The organism is Pararhodobacter sp. SW119 (assembly GCF_017811755.1).
Lineage (GTDB): Bacteria > Pseudomonadota > Alphaproteobacteria > Rhodobacterales > Rhodobacteraceae > Pararhodobacter.
On record NZ_JADDJF010000057.1, the window covers coordinates 1 to 17,046 of the forward strand.

The following is a 17,046-nucleotide window of genomic DNA, read 5'->3' on the forward strand; positions in this document are numbered from 1 at the left end:
CTCACATTTCCTCGCGCCCGCCGCGCTTCACCATGCATTAGCGAAGAGCGGCACTGTTGGGCCCGAACGGAAACCCCCTCAACGGCATCCCTCCGCCGCATCCACCATCTGTGCCGTCCCATCGAAACGCTGCCGGAGGACCGGAGCGAGGTAGTCCACGAACCGGCGCACCTTGGTGGTGACGAGGCGGTTAGAGGGATAGACCGCGTAGATGCCGCTTTCCGGAAGAACCTCGCCGGACAGAAGCCGGACGACGCGACCGCTGGCCAGTTCGTCCGTTACCGCCCAGACCGGCAGTGCACACATTCCGATGTCGGCGAGCACCGCGGCACGCAACGCCGCCGTGCTGTTGACCTGAAGGACCGGCGCAACGGGAACTGACGTAAACCCATCACCGCGCCGAAAGCGCCATTCCCGTGCCCAGAAGAGCGGCGCGAAGCCGACGATGGGAAAGCGCGCCACATCCTCGCCACACTCAGGCTCGCCATTGCGGGCGACGAAGGCGGGTGAGGCGCAGACGACAACCTGCGAGCCCCCCAGCCGGCGCACGATCATTGCTCCCTCCGGCTCTCGCACGACGCGGATTGACAGGTCGAGTCGGTTCTCGACAAGGCCGATCACGCGCACATCCTCGATGACTTCTACGGTGATCTGCGGATGCGCTGCCAGAAACCCGGAAAGCGCCGGGACTACGTAGCGATCAGCGAAGCCTTCGGGCGCGCCGATCCGCAGATGCCCGACGGGAACGTCCTGACGCGCCATCACCTCGGCGACCCCCGCCTGCGCCTCGTCGAGCGCGCGACGGCAGCGCTCGTAGAAGATGCCGCCCGCCTCGGTGGGTGTCACGCGGCGGGTGGTGCGGTCGAGAAGCCGCGCGCCCAGCCGCGCCTCAAGTCCCATCACCGCTTCCGAAACGCGGGACTTCGACAGCCGCAGCCGTTCGGCGGCGCCGGTGATGGTACCGCATTCCACCACCGCGGCGAATATCTCGATCTCGTCGAAGCGCGCCATGATTACCTGTCCCTCATCCCGTTCCGTTCGCCCGGACCGGACAGTCTGTCCGGAAGTCTCCGGCTACCTCGACGGCAGGCTCTGGCAGATAACGCCGCCACCGAAAGCAGCATACTGTCAAGAGGAGACAAACATGCAGCCCAGTGACTTCGAAACAGCCGCGATCTCACCCGCCGGCGAGGCGCACCTTAGCTTCGCCTTCGGGGAGCACCGCATCCGCATCACCGGCGCCGAGACGGCCGGGCGGATCGGCATCTGGGAGGAGATCACGACGCCAGGCGCTGGCGCGCCCCTCCATGTTCACCATGCCGAGGACGAGATGTTCTTCGTCCTCGACGGCCGGGTCCGTTTCTGGTGCGGTGAGGAGAGGTTCGAGGCCGGAGTCGGCGCGACGGTCGTCTTGCCGCGTGGGGTGCCGCACCGTTTCGAGAATGTCGGCGAGACTGCCCTGCGCATGCTGGTCGCGGTAACGCCGGGCGGCTTCGAGACCTTCTTTTTGGACGCCGCAGCGCTCACCGGTGTCGACGAGACAGCGATCATGTCCTTGGCCGCCCGCTACCGGCTGGAATTCCTGCCGGAACCGGCCACTCGTGCGGCATGATCCGGCGCCGCGCAGAGGCATCCGAGCCCACCTGCGCGGCACATTTCCCGAGGGATTTCATGCACGGGATTTCAACTCAGCAAATGATGCGCGCGCAATCGCCGCTGCGTCACGTCAACCTGCTGCTCATCGTCCTGCTCGCCGGCCTGCTGATTGGCCGGACGCTTGCGTAGGCCGAGTATGCAATTGCCTGCCATGGCGCGTCCGCCTAGCCGACGTGTAGGCCATTGACGAGGCATTCACGCTGGCAGCGTCCGGATAACTTCTTCCGGGCAAATCCGAACGCGATCGATACTGTTCAAAGAAATGGAGAAAGAAATGTCGCGGAAGGTTCGCTCGGAGGAAGCGGGGGGGGAAGAGGAATCAGTCTGACCCCGCTGAGGAGCGTCGTGCCGGTCCAAATGGTGCCGGACCCAAACGGTCGCAGAAACAGGCAGGTCAGGATCTGCGCGACCCCCAGAAGGATACTGACGATGGCGAATAACCCGAAACCTGCCAAGGAAAAGCGACCGGATCCGGGGCAGCGCCAGAATGCGCAAGGTGACCATGCGGGATCAGCGCACAGCCCGGAAGAGTTCGATGTCATGAACCCGCAAAAGCAGGGGCTTGGCGAGAAAAAGTCAGGGCACACGCAAAAGAAACCTTCGAACGATCGCTAGCTCTTTTTTGCCCCCGGAGGTTCATCGCGCGCGCTACTGAGGAAAGTGGACCCGTGATTGACGGTCGCACCCGCTTCGACCGGGGGGGCCAGGTGGACTAAAAAGGCTTGCCTCGCCGCTTCAAGAAGGAATTGAAGTCTCGCATGATTGTATCCGGTGACACCTCACAGGACACCCGAACATGAAGGATTGCATCATCGTGGGAGGCGGTCCTGCGGGACTGACTGCCGCGCTCTATCTTGCCCGTTTTCTCCAAAGCGTAACGGTATTTGACGCGCAGGGGGAGTCGGGCGGCGCTGCTAGCGCACCGGGTCCGTCGTATCCGCGGCCCGTACCTCGGTCCGGTTCTCATCGCGGTTCCGCGTGTGCGAGGCAGAATTTCGTACCGCTCTTTCGGACCTCAAGAGGCCAAACGCTACCACCGCGAATAACAGGGCGAAGATCACTAAAGCTCCTATGACGTCAGACATCGATTTTTCTCCTGAGCTTGAACTTTTGCCAACAGGGAGGCCGCCAAGGAGGTGGTCAAGGGCGGATCAGGAAACAGCGTGCGATCACGGCTCCCTCGCGTCCCAAAAGTGCGATGCGATAGGTGGACTGTTTTCACGCGAGCAGTTGGGGCGACCGTCTCGGCCGCCCCGTACCGCAGTCATCACTTGCCTCGGAGTTTATCCTTGGCGCTGCCAAAAGTGTTCTGTGACTTACCCTTGGTCTGATCGGCTTTGCCTTCAGCCTCGGTCTTCTTGTCGCCTGTGGCTTTGCCAAAACCCTCCTTCGCTTTGCCGCCAATCTTTTTCGCGGAGCGTTTGACCCTGTCGCTATCCATTTTCGCCTCCTGATGAAAGTGAAACTGAAACGGATCAGCAACGTTCCGTGTAGTTCACCTCTGCACCGAAATGTGAGCAGAAAACTGCCCGGATCGATCTGAACCCAGCGCCGCAGCTGGCGATCGGAGAGCCCGGAACTTATCCCACCCGGAAACTGCCCCACCGGACAATAGCACGGCAGACAAGGCCGGGGAATCCTCAACCATGCAGAGGTCTTAAGAAAACACTTGACGCAGCAACCGCATGTAGAGAACCGGTTAACAATCCGCTGGAGAGGATCATGAAGGAAATCCGCCGCCACACCCGTGTGGTGGGCTCGTTTCCCGACGGACAGAGCTGCCTGAACCTCGCCGCGGCCCGCTTGCGCCACATCGCAGGCAGCCAGTGGTCGACCCGCAAATACATGAACATGGCGCCGCTCTACGCGGAACAAACCTCAACCCACGGAGCCGTCGCCTGAAAAAATGTGCGAAAGATTCTGGACACTACCATATCGGGCGCCTCAAAGAAGCCGGATATACGTCCGCAATGCGATCGCCAAACCAGAACCAACCAGACCGTTGCAATCAGGCGGGGTCCATATACATCCACAAATGACAAGGCCCATGCACGGCATTACGCCAAGGTCACGCTTGTCGCCACGTTGCGGATCGGTTCCAGCACACTCAAAGGCTCCGCCTTGGCGTCGATGATAACTTCGTCGGCCTCGGCCAAGAAACAGTAGACGCACCGGCTGACCCTGCCCAGCTTGGTGTGATCGGCCAAGAGGACCCGCTGCCGAGCGTTGTGGAACATGGCGCGGGCGATTTCGGCCTCGTCGCGATCGTAGCTGGTGGCGCCGGCCTCGGCATCGAGGCCGAAGGGCGACAGGAGCGCGATATCGGCGTGGTAGAGACCGATCTCCCGCAGGGTCGCCGCACCGAAGGTCGCAGGGGGCTGTGGGGCGAAGGAGCCACCCAGCAGGACCACCTGGTTGCCGCGCTTGCGCAGGCTGTCCGGCAGGGCGATCCGGCTGGCGACATCGATCGAGTTGGTGACCACCGTAATCCCGCTGAGCAGCGCCAGCCGCTCGGCTAGGATTGTGGTGGTGCTGCCGGCGTCGAGAAAGAGCATCTGCCCCGGCCGGATCAGCCTCGCGGCGCAGGCCGCGATCCGGCGCTTTTCGCGCAGGTTCGCCATCGTGCGCACCGCATAAGGCGCTTCGCGCGCAGCCTCCAGCCCGACCGCGCCACCGCGCACGCGGCGCAGCTCGCCGGCGAGTTCCATGTCCAGGAGGTCGCGCCGGATCGTCTCTCGCGAGACGTCCAACTCGCGCGTCGCATGATCGACCGAGACGGTGCCGAAGGTCGCCAGCATCGAGCGGAGGCGCTGGCGACGGTCTTCCTGCCACATGACCGCCCCCCCTGCCCGTCAGCCGCGCAGCATGGCCAAGGCCGTCGCGTGCAACTCGGTCGTCGCCGCCGCGATCACCCGCCCGTCCGAGGCCAGCGTCAGCGGCGCGCCGGCCCAGTCGGTGACGACCCCGCCCGCACCTTCGATCACCGGCACCACCGGCAGAAAGTCGTAGGGCTGCAACTGCGCCTCGACCACCAGGTCGACATGGCCCGAGGCCAGCAGACCGTAGCTGTAGCAATCGCCGCCGAACCGGGCGGTGCCCACGCGCTCGATCAGCGCCGCGATCCGTGCTTGGGCATCCGCGTCGAAATACCGGGGCGAAGTGGTGTAGAACCGCGCCTGCGCCAGGTCCCGACAGCCGCTGGCCCGCGCCTGGTGCTGTCCGTTCCGGGCATCGGCAAACCACGCGCCCTGCCCCGCGATGCCCAGCCAACGCTCACCCAAGGCCGGCATCTCGATCACGCCGATGCGTGCCCGCCCGTCCGCGAAAAGCGCCAGAAGCGTGCCCCAGATCGGCCAGCCGGTGATGAAGCTGCGCGTCCCGTCGATCGGATCGACGATCCAGAGCGGCGCATCGGACGCGCCCTCGGCGCCGAATTCCTCACCCAGGATCGCGTGGTCGGGAAAGCGCGCGGCGATTGCGGTGCGCAGCAACTGCTCCACCTCGCGGTCGGCGACGGTGACCGGGCTCAGGTCCGCCTTGGTCTCGATATCGACCGGCTGTCGGAAATACGCGAGCGCATGGGCCCCGGCGTCGCGCGCAAGCCCTTCGGCGATGTTGGCCCAGTCGCCCAGAGGCAGCGCGGCAGAATGCGTGTCCATGGGATCCTCCGGGCGGCGCGACGGCTTTATGACCATATTTTCCACAAAAACACAGATTGCCACATTTGCCAAGCTGCGCTACGCTTCCCGAAAAATCACCTAACCAACAGAGGAGACGCGCCATGCCCAAGCACCTCGCGCCGATGACGGCGACGCTGGCCCTTTCGGCCTTTCTTGCCGCCCCCGCCCTTGCCGGGGAGATCACGGTCTATTCCTCGCTCGAGGACGAGGAGATCGCCGCCTACCTGGAGGTCGCGCAGCGCGAGATGCCGGACCTGACGGTGAACGTGCTGCGTCTGTCCACCGGCGACATGGGCGCGCGGCTGATCGCCGAGGCGGCCAATCCCCAGGCCGACGTGCTCTGGGGGTTCGCGGTCACCAACATCCTCAACCCGCAGATCTACGACCTGCTGGAGCCCTACGAGGCCGAGGGGGTGGACCAGCTCGACGCGCAGTATCGCGATGGGGACGGGCGCTGGTTCGCGCCGATCGGCTACATGGGCGCCTTCTGCGTCAACACCATGCGGCTCGAGCAGATTGGCGCCGAGATGCCGCGCAGTTGGTCCGACCTGACCGATCCCGCCTTCGAGGGCGAGGTGGTGATGCCCGATCCGGGCTCGTCGGGGACGGGCTACCTGCAGATCGCCGCGATCCTGCAGGGCATGGGCGAGGAGGAGGGCTGGCAGCTCATCCAGGACCTCGACGCGAACATGGCGCAATACACGACCTCGGGTTCGCGGCCCTGCCGGATGGCGCAGGTCGGCGAATACACGGTCGGCGCGTCGCTCTCCTATGTCGCGATGCAGGGGATCGACCAGGGCTACCCGCTGGAGATGGTCATCCCCGAGGATTACGCCGGCTACGAGCTGGAAGGCAACGGCCTGATCCGCGGCTCGGACAATCAGGAAGAAGCGCAACGCTTCCTCGACTGGACGCTGTCGGAAAGCGCGGCGCAGGTCTATTCCGAGCACAAGGCCGTCGTGACGCTGCCGGGCGTGCCGCGCTCGCCGCTCGCCGACCAGGCCGGGCTGCCCGAGGACCTGTCGGATGTGCTGTTCCAGATGGACTTCGCCGCCTCGGGCGAGGCGCGCGATGCCATCATCTCGCGCTGGCGCGAGCTGGTCGGCCGCTGATCGCCGCTGCTGACACCGGCCCGGCGGATCCCTCTGCCGGGCCTTTTCGGTGCCCGGTCCGATGCATCTGAAGATCCGCAACCTGTCCAAGTCCTTCGGTCAGTTCCGCGCGCTATCGGGCGTCGACCTGGATGTCGGTCCCCAGGAATTCGTCTGCCTGCTGGGCCCGTCGGGCTGCGGCAAGACCACGCTTCTGCGCATCGTCGCGGGGCTCGAACCCTTCGACGAAGGCACGCTGGAACTGGGCGGGCGCGACCTGACGCGGGTGGGCGCGCAGCATCGTGGCTTCGGGATCGTCTTCCAGTCCTATTCGCTTTTCCCGCACATGACGGTGGCCCAGAACATCGGCTACGGACTGCGCATCCGCAAGGCGCCGGGCGCTGCGGTCGCCGCCAAGGTCGCGCAGCTGATGGAGATCGTGCATCTGGAGGCCTTTGCCGACCGCTATCCCTGGCAGCTTTCCGGCGGCCAGCAGCAGCGCGTCGCCATCGCCCGGGCGCTGGCCGTCGATCCCGCGCTTTTGCTGCTGGACGAGCCGCTCTCGGCGCTCGATGCCCGCGTGCGGGTGGAGTTGCGCACCGAAATCCGCGAGGTGCAGCGCCGCCTCGGCATTCCCACGATCATGGTGACGCACGACCAGGAAGAGGCACTGACGATGGCCGACAAGGTTGTCTGCATGAACGCGGGCACGATCGAGCAGATCGGCAGCCCGCAGGACGTCTATGCCCGCCCGCGCACCCGGTTCGTCGCCGATTTCGTCGGCACCTCGAACCTGCTCGAAGCCGCCGCAGCGCAGGCGCTAGGCCCCGACGTGGCCGGGCCACTGCCGGTGCAGAAGGGGACGGATCATCTGCTCGCCCTGCGCCCCGAGGACATCACGCTCACCCGCGCCGAGGATGGCGAGGCCGCGGTCGTGCGCGTCACCTATCTGGGCAACAGCAAGCGGGTCGCCCTCGATTGGCGCGGCATCCGGATCCTTGCTGACGGGCATCGCGGGCTCGACCTCGAACCCGGGGACCGGGCGTCGCTCAGCGTGGCACCGGGCGCGGGCGTCTGGGTCCTGCCGTGACCGAGGCCATCGCGACCCTGAAGGCGCGCAAGCCCCGGATGTCCGCCGAGGGCCGGCTTCTGCACATGACGGCTCTGGTCGTGCCGCTGGTCGGGCTTGCGATCTTCTTTCTCTACCCATTGGCGATCATTGTGCAGCGCAGCTTCGTGCAGCGCGACGGGGCGCTCGGCCTCGGCAATTACCGCGATGTCTTCGGGATGGGCCATATCGGCCGGGTAGTGCAGAACTCGCTGGTGATGAGCGGGCTTACGACGCTGATCTGCGTCGTCTTGGGCTTTGCCATCGCCTATGCGCTGCAGCGCACGCGGCTACCCTACCGGCGGCTCATCTCGGTCGCGCTGCTCTTGCCGCTGCTCGCGCCGTCACTGGTCCAGGCGTTGGGGCTGATCTTTCTTTTCGGGCGCAATGGGCTTATCAGCCAGGCCACCGGCTGGAACCTGCAGATCTACGGACTCTGGGGACTGGTCATCTCGAACACGATGTATGCGCTGCCGCAGGCGGTAATGATCATCCAGGCGGCCTTGCGCCATTCGGACTCGCGTCAGTACGACGCGGCGATGGTCCTCGGCGCCTCGCCCTGGCGGCAGTTTGTCGACATCACCCTGCCGAAGGCGCGTTTCGGCCTGCTCAGCGCCGGTTTCGTCTGCTTCACCGTCACCATCACCGATTTCGGCAATGCCGCGGTGATCGGTGGCAACTATCGCGTGCTGGCGACCGAGATTTATGCCCAGGTCGTTGGCCAGATGAATTTCAACATGGGTGCGGTTGTAGGGATCTTCCTGCTGATCCCGACGCTTCTGGCGTTCTATCTGGAAAAGGTCGCGGCACGGCGTGAAACCGGGGGCGGATCGGAAAGCGCGGTGCCCGTCACGCCGACGCGGTCGGCCGCGCGCGATCTCCCGCTGGGGCTGGTGGCGTTCGCCGCCGCCCTTTTCATTGTCGCTGTGGTCGGCACCGTGGTCTATGCGAGTTTCGTCTCGCTCTGGCCCTACCGGCTGGACCTGACGCTGCGCAACTACAACATCACCGCTCAAGGGGGCTATGCGCCGCTCTGGACATCGCTGGTCGTCTCGGCCCAGGCGGCAGTGATCGGCACGGCGCTCCTGTTCGCCCTCGTCGTGGCCCAGCGGCGGTTGACGGGCGGCGCGGCAAAGGCAGTCTATCTGCTGGCGATCGTACCGGTGGGAGTGCCGGGGCTGGTGCTGGGGCTATCTTACGTCTTGTCGTTCAACGTCGCACATCCGCTTCTGGGCATGGTCTACGGTACTACCTTCCTGATAGCCCTCTGCAATTTCTATCACTACCATTCGCAGGGGTTCCTCACTATGGTCACCGGCATTCGCACGGTCCCGCCGGCGCTGGAGGAGACGGTGACCTGCATGGGCGGCTCCAGCCTGCACGGAATGCGCGACGCGATCCTGCCGGTGATGCTGCCGACGCTGGTGGCCGTGTTCTTTTTTCTCTTCATGCGCTCAATGGTGACGCTTTCGGCGGTGATCTTCCTGATCACCCCGCGCCTGAGCGTGGGCGCGGTCTCGGTCCTCAGGCTCGACCAGGCCGGGTTCACCACGCAGGCGGCGGCGTTCTCGGTCTGCATCATGGGAGTGGTTCTGGCGGCGATGGGGCTGATGAAACTGGCCCTCCACCTGCTCTCGCGCCGCCCGGAAGCGGCGTCATCAGCGCGGAAACTAGAGGTAACCGACTGATCTGGTGAGATTTGTGCCTGCCTGGGCTTTGTCAGGGGAATCATCAGGGCGCGGCCTCTATTGCTCCTGTGCTTTATGCAAGGTCACTATCGATTGTTCTTCAAGGCAATAGCCATGAAAATGCGGCGCGAGGCAGGACAACGAGGCAATCACAGGGCGTCGTCAGAGGAATCACTGCAGCGCTAGCTTCTTTGCCCCTCTGTTGGATCCGAGGGCACAAACGATTGTTCTTCAGGGCAGTAGCCATGAAAGTGCGGCAGGAGACGGAACAACCGTGCCGGATGAGCGTATCGCGTTCCGTTTCTCTGACGATGCTGAACATGCGACGGGACGGGGCAAACAACCGGCTAACGGCCGGAGCCGTTGAACCCGTAAAGCAGTGCTGGGTTCGCAACGAGTATCTGGTCTCTGATCGCCGCGTCCTCCACCCACCCGTCGAGTAGGGAGAGAAGTTGAGCATCGTCGGGAGGGTCATGTTGTGCTGACGGATGTGGCCAATTGCTCGCCCAGAGCATTCGCTCCGGTGCGGCTTCAATCAGCGCGCGCGCGAGAACGCCAACGTCTTCGTAAGCAGGGGGGCCCCTCTCCGAAACCTCGTACGGCGCAGAAAGCTTGACCCAAACGCGACCCGTTTCGAGCAGGTCCAACAAGCAATGGAAGCCGGGGTGATCGACCGGCACCGGCTTGATGAACTTGCCGACATGATCGATTACGATGCGGCCAGGCCAGCGCGCGATCTGCGACATCCGATCCGGTAGCGAGCGTCCATCAAGCTGGAGTTGAACGTGCCATCCGTGTTCGGTCACGCGCGCGGCGATCCGGTCAAGCTGTTCCCACCCGATCGCTCCGCCTGGCAGCATCAGGAAACGTGCGCCGACCGTACCCGCCCGCGTCAGCCGCGCAAGCTCGGCGTCCGGCGTGTCAGCATCAACCACTGCGACACCGCGTGCAGTATCAAGGCCAAAAGACGCGACGGCGTCGACGGTAGCGCGGTTGTCGGTTCCGTAGGCCGAGGGCTGGACGACAACGACCCGGTCCAACCCCAGCCGCTCTTGCAGTACGCGGTAATCCGCGACGCTACCATGAGGCGGATTGGCGACGGCGGTCGGAGCCAAGGGCAACGCAGGGTCGTAGATATGAATATGGGTGTCGCACGCGCCCGGCGGGGGGCAGAAGGCGGGTTTGGTGGGTTCGGTCATTGCTCTTCCTTGCGTCGGATCCCTAGACGGCTCAGTCGGATCGCTTCCTGGGGGTTCACCGCATGCTCAGGAAGCCGCCCCTCCACCAGGGCACGCACCTGTTCGACCGTATCGAATGCCTGATGCTCCACCGCCTCGGGCGTGAGGCCAGCAATGTGCGGCGTTGCCACCACGTCCGCGCGAGAAGCAAGCTTTGGACTTGGCTTTTGGTCGGGTGCACGACCGACATCCATCGCTGCGCCCGCAATCTGGCCGCCGGCAAGCGCCACCTCGAGCGCCGTCTCGTCCACAAGCTCGCCGCGGCTGAGATTAATGAAATAGGCATCGGGACGCATGCAAGCAAAGGCTCTGGCATCCATCAGGTTCTCTGTCTCGGACGAAGCAACGGCGAGGCAGACAACGAAATCGGCCTGGGCGAGCAGCGTTTCGAAATCGACCTGCCGGACCCCGGCGCCTTCCACGCGCTTGTGAGGATCGAAAACGATCATGCTCATCCCAAGACCGCGGGCAAGGGTCGCCAGCTCCACCCCGATGACGCCGTAGCCGATTATGCCAAGCGTGGCGCCCGCCAGCGTTCGGCCGCCGTGAACGGGCGGTTCTCGTCCAGCCCGGTAGGCTGAAACGCAGCCCGAGATCCCACGGGCGAGGTCAATCATGAAGCCCAAGCCCATCTCCGCCACCGAGGTCGCGAAGCCGGGTGTCGCCCGCGTCACGAGGATGCCGTTGCGGCTCGCCGCTGGAACGTCGACATTGCGGATGTCCACAGCGCAGCGAAGGAAAGCGACCAGGTCGGGCGCCGCGTCGAAGAAGACGCCAAAGCCTGGCGTCTGGCGATCCGACACCACGATCTCGCAACCGCGCGCATGCTCGATGAGCGCGTCGGCGCCGAGAACGGCGCGGCTCTCGTTCAACCGCACCTCGCAGATCTCCCGCAGCGCGGCGACAGCGCGGTCGCCGTAGTAGTTCGCCAGCATATCCGGGGTGTGGGTGAGCAAGAGCTTCGGCACGAACGCCTCCTTCTAGCGGCCGAGCTGTCCGGGCAGCCAGGTCGTGAGCGGTGGGAAGACAATCAGCAGGATCAGGAAGAAGAGCAGTGTCAGGACAAAAGGCACGCATTCCCTGACCGTGTCGATAAATCGTCCACCCGCGATGCTGGTCGTCACGAACAGAAGCACCGCCACCGGCGGCGTCGTCGCGCCAAGCTGCGCTGCGACCACCAGAATAATCCCCAGATGCAGAGGGTCATAGCCAAAGGCGCGTCCAATCTCGGCGGCAATCGGCACGAAGACGATCAGCACCGCGAGGCTTTCAAGAAACATCGTGAGCAGTATGTAGACTGCAAGCAGCAGGATCAGTGCGAGCAGCGCATCTGTCGTGAAGGCACGCAGGTTACTGAGTACGAAAACGTTGAAGTCGAGATAGGACAGCAGCCAGCCAAGCGCACCCGCCATCCCGATGATGCCCGCGACGGTGCCGGTGGTGACTGCCGCGTCGAGGAGGATGCGGTAGAGATCCTTGATGCCGATCTCTCGATAGACCACGAGGCTTACGATCAGCGCGTAGAAGCACGCGACGATGCCCGCTTCGGTCGCGGTGAACACACCCGTGAAGATGCCGCCCAAAATGATGACCGGGGCAAGCAATGCGACCCACGCGCCGCCGGTCGCCCGGGCAATCTGTCGCAGGCTTGCACGCGGGCCGCGCGCCTGCAATTCGGGGTAGCGCGGCAACATGGCGAGCAGCCGGATCGTGCCCATCATCATGAGGCCGAGAATGATCCCGGGGATGATCCCGGCGATGAAAAGTCCGCCGATCGAGACACCGGTCATGGCGCCGTAGACGATCATCGTCATGCTCGGAGGGATGATCGGTCCGATCGTGGCCGCGGTGCCGACGATCGAGGCGGCAAGGCCGGAACGGTAACCGTTGTCACGCATCGAAGGGATGATGATCGAGCCGACGGCGGCGGCCTCGGCGGTGGACGACCCCGACACGTTGGCCATCCCCATGCAGGAGATTACCGCTGTATGCCCGAGGCTGCCCCGAACGTGCCCGACAAGCGATTGCGCAAAGTTGACGAGACCGCGGGCGAGGCCCCCCTTGGACATAATCGAACCCGCCAGGATGAAATACGGTAGGGCGAGCAGACTGAACGAGTCGAGGATCGAGAAGATGCGCTGCGCGAAAAGCGCGGGATTAACCCCTGGTGCCGCGATCATTCCGCTGAACCCAACCAACCCGATGGCGAGCAAAATCGGAAGACCTACCGCGACGGCGACCAGCAACACGCCAAACAAGATGAGGAGTGTCACGACTCCACTCCGCGCTGCAGCGACCAGAGGGTCGCGATGATCCTGCTGAGCGCCACGATGACAAGATATGCACCCGCCAGGCAAAGCCCGAGGTAGATGTTGTCCATGGTGATCCGCAACGCGGGCGCTCGCTGTCGGCTTGCCACCTCCATAACTCGCAGGGTGGTCATTACGACTGCGGAGCCAAGGACAAGCCAACCAATGTCGATGACGAAAACAAGCACCCGCGCCATCGCTGGCTTGAGGGCGTTTTGTAGCAAATCAAGCCCGATATGCACCCCGCGTCGATAGCCGATGCCTACTGCAAGAAAGACAAGCCAGATGTGGGCAAAGCGCTGGAATTCTTCCGACCAAGAGATCGAAAAACCGAACATGTAGCGATTGACAATCTGGACGAGCCCAATTCCAAGCATCGCAACGAACAAGAGTACCACAAAGATCTCGACCAGCCGGTGGAGGATATCGAGAGCGCCGCTAAGCCAGCGAACAGGTGGCGAAGGCATCAATGCTCTTTCTGTACGGGTCCGGAATATCCGATGTGACGGCCCAGACGGCCGTCACATCTCGATCGCTCATCCGTCAGCTTTCGCCAAGCTCGCGGATTTGTTGCAGAAGGTCGCTCGCGCCCATCGCTCCAGAGAGTTCGTCCTGGACCGAACGAGCGGCCTCTTGCATGTCGGTTGTGTCGATCTCGTTGATCGACATCCCGCGCTCCTGAAGCCGGTCAAGGGCCTGTTGCTCACGCACAGGCGCGAGAGCGCGCTGGACATCACGCGCGAAATGCGCCGCCTCGGTCACCTCGGCCTGCTGCCCCTCGTCAAGGCTCTCCCAAAACTGGTTGGAGCAGGCGAATACGATCGGCCCGAACAGATGTCTTGTGAGCGTGATGCTGTCTGCAACCTCGAAAAAACGATTCGCATAAATCATCGCAGCGCTGTGCTCGAGACCGTCAAGCACGCCCGTTTCCATCGAGGTATAGATCTCGCCAAAGGCCATCGGCGTTGCGTTCGCACCCATGGCGTTGATCGCGGCGATATAGGTCTCTGTCGGGATCGTGCGGAGGCGCAGCCCCTGAAGATCTTCTGGGCTGCTAATCTCAGTCCCCGAGGTTACAACGTTGCGATAGCCCCAGCTATCCATCCAAGCCACGACCTCGAAGCCGGAATCTCGCAGGTCCTCCACGAGCGCATCGCCGACCTCGCCGTCAAGAACCGTATGAACGTGGTTATATCCCTGCCAAAGGAAGGGAAGGTCAAGCACGCCGATCTTCTCGCTGAAGTTGCCGAGAATCGCGGTCCCGGAAATTGCGCAGTCGGCTCCGGATCCGAGCTGCATTGCTTCGTATACCTCGCGCTCCTGACCCAAAGCGTTATTTGGGTAGAGAGTAGCCGACACGGTTTCTGAGAATTCCTCAAGATGCTTTTGAAAAATCCACGCAGCGGTATGAAGCTCGGCATCGAGGCTCGCCTGGGCCGAATGTGAGAGCCTCATCTCGACCGCCCCAGCGCTGATCGGCAGCGCAACTACCATTGCGCCAGTCGAAAGTAACCTACAGAAACATGACATTCTTTTCCTCCCTCGAAGATAGATATTGCATTAGGAATGAGCGCTGAATCCACCCCCTCGACCCACGAAAAGCTAAGTCCGTTATGAACTCAAGCCATCCGCTGCGCTCCGGTTGCGACATCGCCGCTACCAGCACTAATACTGATGGCATCGGCAGGATTAGTCAACATTAGTAAAAACGTCTACTGACGTGTATCGTAGTTACTCTACTTTGAGGCGCTGCATGAAGGGCATTGTTCGATGATTAACGGATTGGCGGCTCTTGCCTATCAAAGGCTGGGAGAGATCATCAGCGCTCCGGAGTGGGCAGACGGTGGTCGTCTGCCACCCGAAGAAGAGTTGGCGCGCACAATCGGAGTTTCCAGACCGGTGCTGCGCCGGGCTCTCGCGCTCCTGCGATCTGAGGGGCGCGTTTCGTCACGGCGTGGGTCGGGGAACTACATTGAACCGCTGCCCGGAAGCGACGCCGGTGCATTCTCTCATCTGCCGATCCGGAACATTCGCGATCTTGAGCATTGCATGAGTTTTCGGCTCGTGATCGAAATCGCGATCGCGGGGGAAGCAGCTGAACGTGCTGATGAGCTTCTCATCGCGGCTATGGAGACCGCGAACAGCCAAGTTTCTGCGAGCCTTCCACAAGGATCGCTCTTCGAAGCTGATTTCGAGTTTCACCTCGCGCTCGCTCGTGGTTCGCGGAACCCGTATCTTCTCGCGGCGCTTGAAGGTCTCCGCCGCCAGATCAGAATCAGTTTTGAACTCGGCCGAAAGATGAGGAGCCTGCCGCTCACCGAAGCTTCGCGAAGAGTGGCGGCGGAGCATGAACTCATCTTGGACGCCATACGATCCAAGGATACACTCAGGGCGCGCCACGCGATCGAGGCCCATATAGGAGGAACCATTCGACGCTTCTTCGGGTCGGGTATCTGACTGAGTTCACCAGACTACCCCTGGCCCATGTCGATCGCGCATGCGCTGCGCGGGTTCGCCTCCCCATCTGGAGACGGCGTTTTCAGAGGAATCACTCAATTCCTAGCTTCGTTGACCTTCAGCTGGATACGAGCGCACAAAGGTCTGTTCTTCAAGGCAATAGCCATGAAAGTACGCCGCGAGCCAGAACAACCGTGCGAACACAAATGGCGCGCTTGGGCAGTCGTACTTCTTGCACAGTCGATGCGCCATTTCGACGCCCGCCTTGGCGGTGTCTGACGACATGGTGGTCGCAATGCCGGAACTGCGTGCATCGGTCGAGGCCAACAACACCGGCATGCCGTCTCCCTCACCCGAAGCGATTGTCTGGGACATGGCCGCACCGATGCCGTTCAGTCCCGGGAGCGTGATTTGGGCCCTGATCGACGGTGGGCGTTACACACTCAACGCGGCGCGAGACGAGGGGCGGGTGACACCGCCGATGTTCCGCGATATCCTGCCCAATGTCGTCGTTCCGGCGATGCGGCGCGGGCAGCGCATGGAGATCCACGGAACCAACGCGGACCGGCCCGAGCGCGTGACATCGGCGGTCTTCGACCTGAACGCGGCCGAGATCCTCGCCGACCTGCTGCCACTGCCCGCGGGACGGGAAACGCTCAGCGACATGGACCTGATCCCGGCGGCGATCGCGATACAGCACAATCTCGAGCTCGTGGTCTGCGATCACCACGCGTGGTGGCACGACCTCTCCCAAGCGCTCGCGCCGGAAATCGGTCGGCTCGAGCTCAAGATATTTCCCCTTCTGCCGGACTGAGCGATGCGCAGCGCCGCCATCCTCGCACTCACCGGCGGCGGCATCCTGGCTCGGTTCACCACCCGCGTGCTCGAGGATCTCCAGGCGCAGCGCGACGAAATGGCCGGCGCGGCGAGCGCCCAGGCCCCGATGGCGGAGGCCTTCGACCTTCTCGCCGGAACCTCCGCGGGCGCCCTCTGCGTCGCCGGACTCCTTGCCGGCCGCAGCCCCGAACAGCTCAGCCGCCTGCTCGACGCGCACGGTCCGAAGATCTTCCCCGGGACGGGTCTGTGGCGCCGCCTGCGATGGATCGTGACGAGCAAGTACGCGCCGGCTCCGCTTCACGCGGCGCTGGACGAGGTGCTGGGCGGATGGAACCCGCGCCTCGGCGATCTGGACCACAAGGTCGTGTTTCCCGCGCTCGATGAAACCGAAGGGCGCGCCATCCTCTTCACCAATGCCAATCCTGCGCATCACGACGTTCGTCTTCGCGACGCGGCCCTCGCCAGCGCCGCGGCGCCGAGCTATTTCCCGGCGCACCGCATCGAGGCGCTCGGGCGACGCTATGTCGATGGCGGGCTCTTCGCCAATGCGCCCGACCTCGCGGCCCTTACGGTCGCGCGCCGCCTCTGGCCGGAACTGCTGCTCAGCGACATTCATATCCTCAGCATCGGCACGACGCGCAACGACGCGGGCAGCCCCTACGGGGAAGACCACCCCGGCGCCAGGGGGCTCGCCTCATGGATGCTGCGCCCGCCGGCGCGGATGCTGAAACTCGCCATGTCGAGCCAGGTCGATCACGCCGTGGCGCTACTGCCGGAGCTGCGCCTTGCCGACTTCATCCGGCTCGATGCGGATCTCGACGGAGCGGGTCAGCGCATCGAGCTCGACACCGCCACCCCGGACGCCCTGCGGACGCTCACGGATAACGGCGCTGCCGCCGTATCGTCCCTCCCGCGGACCAGCGCGCGCGGCTGACGATGTTGCTCGGCCGGCGCCGCGCGGGCCCTTAGAGTCTGATTCAAA

18 protein-coding genes and 1 pseudogene are annotated in these 17,046 nt (G+C 63.7%); 10 read left to right on the plus strand and 9 right to left on the minus strand.

The window, feature by feature from the left end:
• Window positions 1-78 precede the first annotated feature (78 nt).
• The gene (locus IM708_RS17990) at window positions 79-1,011 is read right to left on the minus strand and encodes a LysR family transcriptional regulator (protein ID WP_209427958.1); all 933 of its coding nucleotides are present in this window, start codon (window positions 1,009-1,011) and stop codon (window positions 79-81) included.
• 133 nt (window positions 1,012-1,144) lie between these two features.
• On the opposite strand from IM708_RS17990, the gene IM708_RS17995 reads away from it, so the two are divergent.
• The 3 genes from IM708_RS17995 to IM708_RS18005 all read left to right on the plus strand — a co-directional run bounded on the left by IM708_RS17995 (window position 1,145) and on the right by IM708_RS18005 (window position 2,731).
• Window positions 1,145-1,612 carry a cupin domain-containing protein gene (locus IM708_RS17995; RefSeq protein WP_209427959.1) on the plus strand — a complete coding sequence of 156 codons (468 nt, stop codon included), beginning with the start codon at window positions 1,145-1,147 and terminating at the stop codon, window positions 1,610-1,612.
• A 473-nt stretch (window positions 1,613-2,085) separates the two neighbouring features.
• Window positions 2,086-2,271, plus strand: coding sequence for a hypothetical protein (locus IM708_RS18000; protein WP_209427960.1), 186 nt, complete (start codon window positions 2,086-2,088; stop codon window positions 2,269-2,271).
• Between the two features lie 181 nt (window positions 2,272-2,452).
• Window positions 2,453-2,731, plus strand: a complete 279-nt coding sequence (locus IM708_RS18005; protein ID WP_209427961.1) for an FAD-dependent oxidoreductase — start codon at window positions 2,453-2,455, stop codon at window positions 2,729-2,731.
• Window positions 2,732-2,923: 192 nt separating this feature from the next.
• Here the strand turns inward: IM708_RS18005 and IM708_RS18010 are convergent, their stop codons facing one another.
• Window positions 2,924-3,097, minus strand: coding sequence for a CsbD family protein (locus IM708_RS18010; RefSeq protein WP_209427962.1), 174 nt, complete (start codon window positions 3,095-3,097; stop codon window positions 2,924-2,926).
• A 260-nt stretch (window positions 3,098-3,357) separates the two neighbouring features.
• Between IM708_RS18010 and IM708_RS18015 the strand changes: the two are divergent.
• Window positions 3,358-3,558: pseudogene (locus tag IM708_RS18015) on the plus strand (transposase); the annotation flags it as partial.
• A 155-nt stretch (window positions 3,559-3,713) separates the two neighbouring features.
• Here the strand turns inward: IM708_RS18015 and IM708_RS18020 are convergent.
• Window positions 3,714-4,490, minus strand: a complete 777-nt coding sequence (locus tag IM708_RS18020; protein ID WP_209427963.1) for a DeoR/GlpR family DNA-binding transcription regulator — start codon at window positions 4,488-4,490, stop codon at window positions 3,714-3,716.
• Between the two features lie 18 nt (window positions 4,491-4,508).
• Window positions 4,509-5,315 carry a histidinol-phosphatase gene (hisN, locus tag IM708_RS18025; protein WP_209427964.1) on the minus strand — a complete coding sequence of 269 codons (807 nt, stop codon included), beginning with the start codon at window positions 5,313-5,315 and terminating at the stop codon, window positions 4,509-4,511.
• Between the two features lie 122 nt (window positions 5,316-5,437).
• Here hisN and IM708_RS18030 point away from each other — a divergent pair, with 122 nt between their 5' ends.
• The 3 genes from IM708_RS18030 (at window position 5,438) to IM708_RS18040 (ending at window position 9,223) form a co-directional block, all read left to right on the plus strand.
• Window positions 5,438-6,448 (plus strand): ABC transporter substrate-binding protein, encoded by a 1,011-nt coding sequence (locus IM708_RS18030; RefSeq protein WP_245243295.1) that lies wholly within the window; start codon window positions 5,438-5,440, stop codon window positions 6,446-6,448.
• A gap of 61 nt (window positions 6,449-6,509) precedes the next feature.
• A complete protein-coding gene (locus IM708_RS18035) occupies window positions 6,510-7,517 on the plus strand; it encodes an ATP-binding cassette domain-containing protein (RefSeq protein ID WP_209427965.1) in 1,008 nt (335 codons plus the stop codon).
• Entirely contained in the window at window positions 7,514-9,223 is a 1,710-nt protein-coding gene (locus IM708_RS18040) for an ABC transporter permease subunit (protein ID WP_348524997.1), read from the plus strand. Before IM708_RS18035 ends, IM708_RS18040 begins: the two co-directional genes overlap by 4 nt.
• Before the next feature lie 347 nt (window positions 9,224-9,570).
• Here the strand turns inward: IM708_RS18040 and IM708_RS18045 are convergent, their stop codons facing one another.
• The 5 genes from IM708_RS18045 to IM708_RS18065 all read right to left on the minus strand — a co-directional run bounded on the left by IM708_RS18045 (window position 9,571) and on the right by IM708_RS18065 (window position 14,264).
• A complete protein-coding gene (locus IM708_RS18045) occupies window positions 9,571-10,422 on the minus strand; it encodes an amidohydrolase family protein (RefSeq protein ID WP_209427966.1) in 852 nt (283 codons plus the stop codon).
• Entirely contained in the window at window positions 10,419-11,429 is a 1,011-nt protein-coding gene (locus tag IM708_RS18050; RefSeq protein ID WP_209427967.1) for an NAD(P)-dependent oxidoreductase, read from the minus strand. The genes IM708_RS18045 and IM708_RS18050 overlap by 4 nt, the downstream gene beginning before the upstream one ends.
• Window positions 11,430-11,441: 12 nt before the next feature.
• A complete protein-coding gene (locus IM708_RS18055; protein ID WP_209427968.1) occupies window positions 11,442-12,734 on the minus strand; it encodes a TRAP transporter large permease in 1,293 nt (430 codons plus the stop codon).
• Window positions 12,731-13,237, minus strand: coding sequence for a TRAP transporter small permease (locus tag IM708_RS18060; RefSeq protein WP_209427969.1), 507 nt, complete (start codon window positions 13,235-13,237; stop codon window positions 12,731-12,733). The genes IM708_RS18055 and IM708_RS18060 overlap by 4 nt, the downstream gene beginning before the upstream one ends.
• A 76-nt stretch (window positions 13,238-13,313) precedes the next feature.
• Window positions 13,314-14,264: a TRAP transporter substrate-binding protein gene (locus IM708_RS18065; RefSeq protein WP_209427970.1), complete on the minus strand. Its 951-nt coding sequence runs from the start codon at window positions 14,262-14,264 to the stop codon at window positions 13,314-13,316.
• 276 nt (window positions 14,265-14,540) lie between these two features.
• On the opposite strand from IM708_RS18065, the gene IM708_RS18070 reads away from it, so the two are divergent.
• From IM708_RS18070 to IM708_RS18080, 3 genes are all read left to right on the plus strand, one after another.
• A complete protein-coding gene (locus IM708_RS18070; protein ID WP_209427971.1) occupies window positions 14,541-15,227 on the plus strand; it encodes an FCD domain-containing protein in 687 nt (228 codons plus the stop codon).
• 295 nt (window positions 15,228-15,522) lie between these two features.
• A complete protein-coding gene (locus tag IM708_RS18075) occupies window positions 15,523-16,041 on the plus strand; it encodes a hypothetical protein (protein WP_209427972.1) in 519 nt (172 codons plus the stop codon).
• 3 nt (window positions 16,042-16,044) lie between these two features.
• Window positions 16,045-16,998 (plus strand): patatin-like phospholipase family protein, encoded by a 954-nt coding sequence (locus IM708_RS18080; protein ID WP_209427973.1) that lies wholly within the window; start codon window positions 16,045-16,047, stop codon window positions 16,996-16,998.
• The last annotated feature ends 48 nt before the right edge of the window (window positions 16,999-17,046 follow it).

Excerpts from the sequence above, each read along its gene's own strand:
- IM708_RS17990 (WP_209427958.1), bottom strand. The coding sequence starts at position 1,011 with ATGGCGCGCTTCGACGAGATCGAGATATTCGCCGCGGTGGTGGAATGC.
- IM708_RS17995 (WP_209427959.1), top strand. The coding sequence starts at position 1,145 with ATGCAGCCCAGTGACTTCGAAACAGCCGCGATCTCACCCGCCGGCGAG.
- IM708_RS18000 (WP_209427960.1), top strand. The coding sequence starts at position 2,086 with ATGGCGAATAACCCGAAACCTGCCAAGGAAAAGCGACCGGATCCGGGG.
- IM708_RS18005 (WP_209427961.1), top strand. The coding sequence starts at position 2,453 with ATGAAGGATTGCATCATCGTGGGAGGCGGTCCTGCGGGACTGACTGCC.
- IM708_RS18010 (WP_209427962.1), bottom strand. The coding sequence starts at position 3,097 with ATGGATAGCGACAGGGTCAAACGCTCCGCGAAAAAGATTGGCGGCAAA.
- IM708_RS18020 (WP_209427963.1), bottom strand. The coding sequence starts at position 4,490 with ATGTGGCAGGAAGACCGTCGCCAGCGCCTCCGCTCGATGCTGGCGACC.
- hisN (WP_209427964.1), bottom strand. The coding sequence starts at position 5,315 with ATGGACACGCATTCTGCCGCGCTGCCTCTGGGCGACTGGGCCAACATC.
- IM708_RS18030 (WP_245243295.1), top strand. The coding sequence starts at position 5,438 with ATGCCCAAGCACCTCGCGCCGATGACGGCGACGCTGGCCCTTTCGGCC.
- IM708_RS18035 (WP_209427965.1), top strand. The coding sequence starts at position 6,510 with ATGCATCTGAAGATCCGCAACCTGTCCAAGTCCTTCGGTCAGTTCCGC.
- IM708_RS18045 (WP_209427966.1), bottom strand. The coding sequence starts at position 10,422 with ATGACCGAACCCACCAAACCCGCCTTCTGCCCCCCGCCGGGCGCGTGC.
- IM708_RS18060 (WP_209427969.1), bottom strand. The coding sequence starts at position 13,237 with ATGCCTTCGCCACCTGTTCGCTGGCTTAGCGGCGCTCTCGATATCCTC.
- IM708_RS18065 (WP_209427970.1), bottom strand. The coding sequence starts at position 14,264 with ATGGTAGTTGCGCTGCCGATCAGCGCTGGGGCGGTCGAGATGAGGCTC.
- IM708_RS18070 (WP_209427971.1), top strand. The coding sequence starts at position 14,541 with ATGATTAACGGATTGGCGGCTCTTGCCTATCAAAGGCTGGGAGAGATC.
- IM708_RS18075 (WP_209427972.1), top strand. The coding sequence starts at position 15,523 with ATGCCGGAACTGCGTGCATCGGTCGAGGCCAACAACACCGGCATGCCG.
- IM708_RS18080 (WP_209427973.1), top strand. The coding sequence starts at position 16,045 with ATGCGCAGCGCCGCCATCCTCGCACTCACCGGCGGCGGCATCCTGGCT.